This is a genomic window from Bradyrhizobium sp., from assembly GCF_017881085.1.
In the GTDB taxonomy this organism is placed as follows: domain Bacteria; phylum Pseudomonadota; class Alphaproteobacteria; order Rhizobiales; family Xanthobacteraceae; genus Bradyrhizobium.
This window is the reverse complement of record NZ_JADGRI010000288.1, coordinates 1-7,029: the sequence shown is the minus strand read 5'-3', so window position 1 is coordinate 7,029 and position 7,029 is coordinate 1. Positions and strand designations below refer to the sequence as shown.

Genomic DNA, 7,029 nt, shown 5'->3' with positions numbered 1-7,029 from the left:
TAAAGCCGGATCACCTGCCGGAACGACAGGATGGTGCCGATGAAGAGCACCGCGCCGATCAGCGCGTTGAGGCCGGGATTGGCGAAAAACGCCAGCACGATCTGCTTGTAGAGCACGACCGCGACCAGCGCGCACAGCACCAGGAACACCAGCATCCGCACCAGGAAAATCCGCGGCGAGGACAGTTTGGCGAGTTCGATCTCCATCGCGGAGCGGGAAGAGGAGCCTGAGGGCATTGCCGATGTATCCGTTGCGAGCAGCCGGTTTCGGGACACCAATATGGCACAGCGCGCCCGGGATGAAAGCCAGTTGCAGTCCGATTGAGGCGGAAAAGGGAACTTCGGCGTGAAACCCGGCTTGGTGATGTGCGTATTTTACAAATCTTCGGCGCCTGAGGCAGTTAGTGGATTTTCTTGCATGATGGTTGGATATCTCACGGCATTGGCCGGGATCGCGGTGTCGCTGTCGGCGCTGATGGCGATCGCCTGGATGGTCCAGCAGCGCAGCGGCAATTCTGGCTGGGTCGACACCATCTGGACGTTTTCGGTCGGGCTCACCGGGGCTGGCAGTGCGCTGTGGCCGATCGCAGGCGCTGCGCCGAACCCGCGGCAATGGCTGGTCGCGGCGCTGGTGGCGGTCTGGTCGCTGCGGCTCGGCGTGCACATCGCACGGCGCACGCTGCGGATCACGGACGATCCGCGCTATGCCGCCTTCGCCCGCGACTGGGGCGCCGATGCGCCGCGCAAGATGTTCATCTTTCTGCAAAATCAGGGTCTCGGATCAATCCCGCTGGTGTTTGCGATTTTTCTGGCAGCGCGGTTTCCCGCCGATGTATTGCGGCTTCAGGATTATCTCGGCGCGCTGGTCCTGTTTGCGGGCATCGCCGGCGAAGCGCTGGCCGACGCGCAGCTCAAGCGTTTCCGCGACGACCCCGCCAGCAAGGGCCGGGTCTGCGATGCCGGACTATGGCGCTGGTCGCGCCATCCCAATTATTTCTTCGAATGGCTGGGCTGGCTGGCCTATCCCGTGATCGCGATCTCGCCGGAATACGGATGGGGCTGGGCAACCTTGCTGGCGCCGCTCTTCATGTACTGGATCCTGGTCCATGTCACCGGCATCCCGCCGCTCGAAGAGCAGATGCTGCGGTCGCGCGGCGAGCGCTACCGGGACTACCAGGCGCGCACCAGCGCGTTCTTTCCGCTGCCACCACACAAGGGAGTGGTCACATGAGCGTCGTCTCCAGAATGATCGGCACCGCCGAGCGGGTGCCGCTGCCCGACCTCGTCATCCGCGCCGCGGTGCAGCGGCTGTGCTCGCGCACCGCGACGCGGCTAGCCAGCGGCAATGCCGAAAGCGACGCCTCCTTTGCCGACGAGATGGCGGCCCGCGCCATCGCCGAGCACACCGAGGAGGCCAACGCCCAGCACTACGAGGTGCCGGCGGCGTTCTTTGCGAAGGTGCTCGGCCCCAATCGCAAATACTCCTCCTGCTTTTACAAGGAGCCGGAATCCACGCTGCAGGAGGCCGAAGAAGAGGCGCTGCGCCAGACCGTCGATCACGCCGAACTCGCCGACGGCCAGTCGATCCTCGAGCTCGGCTGCGGCTGGGGCTCGCTGTCGCTGTGGGTGGCGCGGCAGTTTCCGCATTCGCAGGTCTTGGCGGTGTCGAATTCGCGCACGCAGCGCGAATATATCGAGCATGAGGCCGCCGCGCGCGGATTGACAAATCTCCGCGTGGTCACGGCCGACATGAACGAGTTCGATCCGAAAGCGCAGTTCGACCGCATCGTGTCGGTGGAAATGTTCGAGCACATCATGAACTGGCGCGAACTGCTGAAAAGGGTGCGGTCATGGCTGAAGCCGGACGGCCGCTTCTTCATGCATGTCTTCACCCACCGCTCCGGTGCCTATCTGTTCGATCGCGCCGACCGCGACGACTGGATCGCGCAGCATTTCTTTACCGGCGGGGTGATGCCCAGCCATCATCTGATCCGGCAATATGCCGATCTGTTCGAGGTCGAAAAGGAGTGGCGCTGGAGCGGGGCGCATTACCAGCGCACCGCGCTCGGCTGGCTCGGCAATTTCGATTCCCATCGCGACGAGATCGAGGCCGTTCTTCGCGACGTCTACGGCCGCGACACGAGCTTGTGGATGCGGCGCTGGCGCTGGTTCTTCCTCGCGACATCAGGCCTGTTCGGCTACGCCGGCGGCAGCGAATGGGGCGTCAGCCATTACCGGCTGAGAAGAGTTTAGCGGCGAATGCTTGATATCCGCTTTTGCTTTGATCGGAAAAGCCGACCCGCGAAGCCAACCCTGTACGTCCCTCGGCCAGCCTTTTGAAACGTCTCTGAGCGAAAGCCATTGAACGACTTCGTGCGATGTTGACTTTCTCGACTTAATATCCCAGTCGAAACTTTTCCGGGTCTCACCGATGAAATCCCAGTTTTCTATCGAAATCATCCATGGCGCAGACAGGAATCTTCAAAAGCCTGCAATTATCTATCTCTGCCAGGGGGTTGTTCATGCTGATTTTCGATCATCTGACCATCGCGGCGCTGACGCTCGAACAGGGGGTGGCCCATATCGAGCGCGCGCTGGGGGTGGTGATTCCGGCCGGGGGAGCCCACCCCGTCATGGGCACGCATAATCATCTCATGCGGATCGGAGAGGGGGCCTTTCTCGAGCTTATCGCGCCCGATCCCGCGGCCACGCCGCAACGACCGCGCTGGTTCGGCCTCGACGATCCGGCGATGCGGGAAAGTCTCCAGAACTCGCCACGGCTGGTCAATTGGGTGGCCCGCGTTTCCGATCTGAAACACGCGCTAGGCGCGGTCGATTGCGCGCGGGGTGAAGCCGTGCGCGTCACGCGCGGAGAGTTGTCCTGGCTGATCTCGGTACCATCGGATGGTTCGTTGCCGTTCGATGGCGCCTTTCCCACCCTGATTGAATGGCCACCCGGTCCACATCCGTCATCGCGGATGGCGGATCTCGGCTGCCGCCTCCGGAGTCTTTCCATCGTGCATCCGCAAGGTGCTCGCTTGGCTCAGGCCCTTGCACCGGTGTTTTCCGACGCCCGCGTCACCATTTCGACGGGCGCCGCGATTCAAATTCGCGCGACGATCGACACACCGGGCGGTCCGCGCGAACTAGACTAATAACATCCGCACTGCCTGATGAACCAAAGCTTCGGTTTCCGCGAAAACGCAAAGGAGGACGCCATGCGCAAGGTCTGGATCGAGGCGGCGTTGAATGGCGCCCGGAGCCGCGCCGGCGGCACCTGACAAACCACCTTTGCGAACCATTGCCTGCGGAGCGGCTCGCCGGCGGCGGCGAGGCCTACTTCCCCAGCGGCTTCAGGATCTTCACCAGTTCGGCATGAATGAATTCGTTGCCGCAGATCACGTTGCCGCTCTTGAGCGCATCGTCGTTGCCTTCGATGCCGCTTACGGTGCCGCCGGCTTCGCGCACCATGATCTGGCCCGCCGCCATGTCCCAGGGTTGCAGGTTACGTTCCCAATAGCCGTCAAGGCGGCCGGCGGCGACGAAGGCCATGTCGAGCGAGGCGGCGCCGAATCGGCGCAGGCCGGCCACCTTGGCCTGGATCTCGCTCATCTCGACGCGCGACAGTTCGAGGTCGCCGCGGCCCATATGCGGCAGGCCGCAGGCGATCACGGAGTCACTGAGCTTGCGGCGGCCGGCCACCCGCAGCCGCTGGTCGTTGAGGAAGGCGCCCTTGCCGCGCTCGGCGATATAGAGCTCGTCATTGGCGGGATTGTAGATCACGCCGGCGATGATGGTGGCCTCGCGCTGCAGGCCGATCGAAATCGCGAATTGCGGAATGCCGTGCAGGAAATTGGTGGTGCCGTCGAGCGGATCGACGATCCAGGTATGGGTCTTGTCCTGGCCTTCGCGTATCCCGCCTTCCTCGCCGACGAAGCCATAGCCCGGCCGCGCCTTGGTGAGGTCCTCCAGCAGCATCTGCTCGGCGCGCTTGTCGGCGAGGCTGACGAAATTGGCCGGACCCTTCAGCGACACCTGAAGGTTCTCGATCTCGCCGAGGTCGCGTTTGAGGCTGCGGCCGGCGCGGCGCGCGGCTTTGACCATGACGTTGATAAGGGCTGAATGCAGCATGATCTCGCAGCGTGTTTCCGCGTTGAAGGTACGCCCCCTCTCCTCTGGGGAGAGGGTTGGGGTGAGGGGTTACGGTGTCGGTGCGGGTTCCAGCCCCTCACCCGGCGCGACGCGCCGACCTCTCCCCGCCCGGGAGAGGTGAGACAGCAGTGGGTGCCCTGCGGTTATCGTGCCGTCAAGGCCGGATTGCCCAGCCATTTGCGCGCGCCGGCCTCCGCCTTGGCGCGGTCCTCCGGGCTGAGCTGGGACAGCGCCTCGTCGAGCATGGGATCGCCTTTCCCGGCGGTTTTGGCGACCAGGTGCCATTTTATGCCCTCGACCTTGTCCATCGGCGCGCCCTGGCCGGTTACCAGCACGCGGGCGAGGCGGTTTTGCGCGATCGGGCTGTTTTGCCTGGCCGCCTTCCGCAACAGCGCCACCGCCGCGGCCTCGTTCTTCGGCGTGCCGGCGCCATTGAAGAGCGCGATGGCGTATTCGACCTCGGCGTCGACATTGTCGGCCAGCGAGGCCGCCAGCAGCAGCCGGACCGCCTTTTCGATGTCCTTCGGCACGCCGGTGCCTTCCTTGTAGAACGTCGCGAGCGCGTATTGCGCTTCCGGGTTGCCGGCATCGGCGGCTTGCCGAAGCAGTTCGGCGGCGCGTTTGACGTCCTGCGGCAGCGTCTGTCCGTCGAGATAGAGCAGCGCCAGATTATAGGCCGCCTTCGGATTGCCGAGCTTGGCAGAGGACGCCAGCAATTTCACGGCCTCCTCGCGGTTGGCCGCTCCGCCGCGGCCCGCCAGGCGCATCATGGCCAGCGCGAACATCGCTTCGCGGTCGCCGCCGTCGGCGGCGCGCTTGTACCAATTGGCGGCCCTGGCATAGTCGCGCTTGACGCCCAGCGCATTGGCGTAGAGTTCGCCGAGCATGGTCATCGCCTTGGGATCGCCGGTCTCCGCGCGCTTGCTCGCGAGATCGAACGAGGTCTTGTACATGCCGCGCTGATAGGCGCCGTAGACCAGATCGACATTGGGATCGTCGGGGGTGGGCGCGGGCGTGACGGTTGCGGCCGGTGCCGGGGTTACCGCCGGTGTTGCCGCCGGAGCTTGCGGCTTTTTGGCGACCGCGGCCGGCTTGGCTTTCGGCGCTGCAGCCGGCTTGTCGGGCTGCGTCCCGGCACCGGGAGGCGTCAGCGAGATCTGCGCCGCGGCGTTTGCCGTCCACATCAGGCAGCACAGCAGAATCGATATGGGACGCAGGCGCTGCATGTTTCGGCGCTATCCCTGTTCGGCTTTGGCTTTTCCGGACGCCGCGTGCGCCTGCCTGATCGCCTGCTCGACGTCCTTTAACGCCGCCGCCGCGCCGTGCGGATCGGCCCAGATGAAATCGCCGACCAGAACGAAATCCGCGCCGTTCGCGGCGAACTCGTAAGCCTCCTCGCGCGAGGCCGCAAAGCCGACGCAGGGCGGCTCGAACAGCTCGGCCCACCATCCGAGCCGCTCGGCGATGGCCTCGACCGACGGCCGCTGGCCCTTCGCATCGGGCTCGCCGAACAGCACGTAATCCGCGCCCAGTTCGCCTGCGGCCATCGAATCGTGCCGCGTCGCCAATCCGCCGACGCCGGCGATGCGGTCGGGCTTCAGCGACGGCAGCGCTTCCTCGAGCGCCGCGATGCCGGTCAGATGCGCGCCGTCGGCGCCGCCACGCGCGACCAGTTCGACGTGACCGTCCAGCAGCAGCGCCGCGCCGCTGTCCTGGATGATGGGTGCGAGCGCCTTGACCCGCGAGATCATGGTGCGCTGGTCGACAGGCTTCAGCCGCACCAGCACCGCCGCGACATCGGCTGACGCGAGCAGGCCGGGCAGGCTTGCGATCAGGGACGAGGGATCGTCCACCTCGGATGTCGCGAGATAGAGACGCGGCACGGGGCGCGGCGGAGCAGGTTTAGTGGCCAATCTATGCCGCCTTCTTTTCCAGCTCGGCCTTCCATTCGCCGTTGGTCGCCAGCGAATTCATCCGCGCGCGGTGGGTGAAGGCGCGCTGGCCCGCGGCGACATTTTCGGCTTTGCCCGACCACGCCTTTTGCGGCGCCGCCTGCAGCGCGCGGCCGTAGGAGAAAGTGAGCCGCCAGGGCAGGCCGCCGATCCGGTGCATGGCGTCGAGATGCGCGGTGGCCTCTTCGTCGGATTGTCCGCCGGAGAGGAAGGCGATGCCGGGCACCGCGGCGGGAACGCAAGCCTTCAACAGCCGGACGGTTTTCTCGGCGACCTCATCGACCGAAGCCTGTTTCGCGCACTTCTTGCCCGATATGGCCATGTTGGGTTTCAGGATCATGCCTTCCAGCGCGACGCGCTGAACCCGCAATTCCTGAAACGTCTTGTTGAGCACGCGGCTCGTCACCTCAAAACAGCGATCGATATCGTGATCGCCATCCATCAGGACTTCCGGCTCGACGATCGGAACGATCTGCGCGGCCTGGCACAGCGCGGCGTAGCGCGCCAGCGCGTGGGCGTTGACGTGGATCGCGGTCATGGTCGGTATCGGATGGCCCCCGGCGCCCTTGCCGATATCGATCACCGCGCGCCATTTCGCGAACCGCGCGCCGCGTTCGTAGTATTTCTTCAGGCGCTCGGCGAGCTTGTCGAGCCCGACGGTGATGAGTTCACCGGGGCATTCAGGCAAGCCTTGCGTTCCCTCGTCGACCTTGATGCCGGGGATCGCGCCGGACTGCTCGATCAGCTTGACCAGCGGCGTGCCGTCTTTTGCGTTCTGCCAGATGGTCTCGTCGTAGAGGATCACGCCGGAGATGTATTTGGTCATCGCCTCGGTGGAGCGGAACAGCATCTCGCGATAGTCGCGGCGCGTCTCCTCGGTCGAAGCCGTGTTGATGGCGTCGAAGCGCTTCTTGATGGTGCCGGTG

The 7,029-nt window shown here is 64.9% G+C and carries 7 protein-coding genes and 1 pseudogene; 3 read left to right on the top strand and 5 right to left on the bottom strand.

The features are described 5' to 3' along the window. A pseudogene (locus tag QZ213_RS22160) lies at nucleotides 1–236 on the bottom strand (flagellar motor protein MotA); the annotation flags it as partial. A 181-nt stretch (nucleotides 237–417) separates the two neighbouring features. Here QZ213_RS22160 and QZ213_RS22155 point away from each other — a divergent pair. From QZ213_RS22155 to QZ213_RS22145, 3 genes are all read left to right on the top strand, one after another. After that, nucleotides 418–1,230 carry a DUF1295 domain-containing protein gene (locus QZ213_RS22155; protein ID WP_291688231.1) on the top strand — a complete coding sequence of 271 codons (813 nt, stop codon included), beginning with the start codon at nucleotides 418–420 and terminating at the stop codon, nucleotides 1,228–1,230. After that, nucleotides 1,227–2,252 (top strand): cyclopropane-fatty-acyl-phospholipid synthase family protein, encoded by a 1,026-nt coding sequence (locus QZ213_RS22150; RefSeq protein WP_291688230.1) that lies wholly within the window; start codon nucleotides 1,227–1,229, stop codon nucleotides 2,250–2,252. Before QZ213_RS22155 ends, QZ213_RS22150 begins: the two co-directional genes overlap by 4 nt. Nucleotides 2,253–2,461: 209 nt before the next feature. Beyond that, nucleotides 2,462–3,154 carry a VOC family protein gene (locus QZ213_RS22145; protein WP_291688229.1) on the top strand — a complete coding sequence of 231 codons (693 nt, stop codon included), beginning with the start codon at nucleotides 2,462–2,464 and terminating at the stop codon, nucleotides 3,152–3,154. A gap of 181 nt (nucleotides 3,155–3,335) precedes the next feature. On the opposite strand, the gene QZ213_RS22140 is transcribed toward QZ213_RS22145, so the two are convergent. The 4 genes from QZ213_RS22140 to QZ213_RS22125 form a co-directional block, all read right to left on the bottom strand. Then, nucleotides 3,336–4,130 carry an inositol monophosphatase family protein gene (locus QZ213_RS22140; RefSeq protein WP_291688228.1) on the bottom strand — a complete coding sequence of 265 codons (795 nt, stop codon included), beginning with the start codon at nucleotides 4,128–4,130 and terminating at the stop codon, nucleotides 3,336–3,338. Between the two features lie 164 nt (nucleotides 4,131–4,294). Next, a complete protein-coding gene (locus tag QZ213_RS22135; protein WP_291688227.1) occupies nucleotides 4,295–5,377 on the bottom strand; it encodes a tetratricopeptide repeat protein in 1,083 nt (360 codons plus the stop codon). Between the two features lie 9 nt (nucleotides 5,378–5,386). Continuing rightward, nucleotides 5,387–6,064 carry a thiamine phosphate synthase gene (locus tag QZ213_RS22130; RefSeq protein WP_291688226.1) on the bottom strand — a complete coding sequence of 226 codons (678 nt, stop codon included), beginning with the start codon at nucleotides 6,062–6,064 and terminating at the stop codon, nucleotides 5,387–5,389. Between the two features lies 1 nt (nucleotide 6,065). After that, nucleotides 6,066–7,029 (bottom strand): class I fructose-bisphosphate aldolase (locus QZ213_RS22125; RefSeq protein WP_291688225.1); only part of this gene is annotated, 964 nt, incomplete at its 5' end.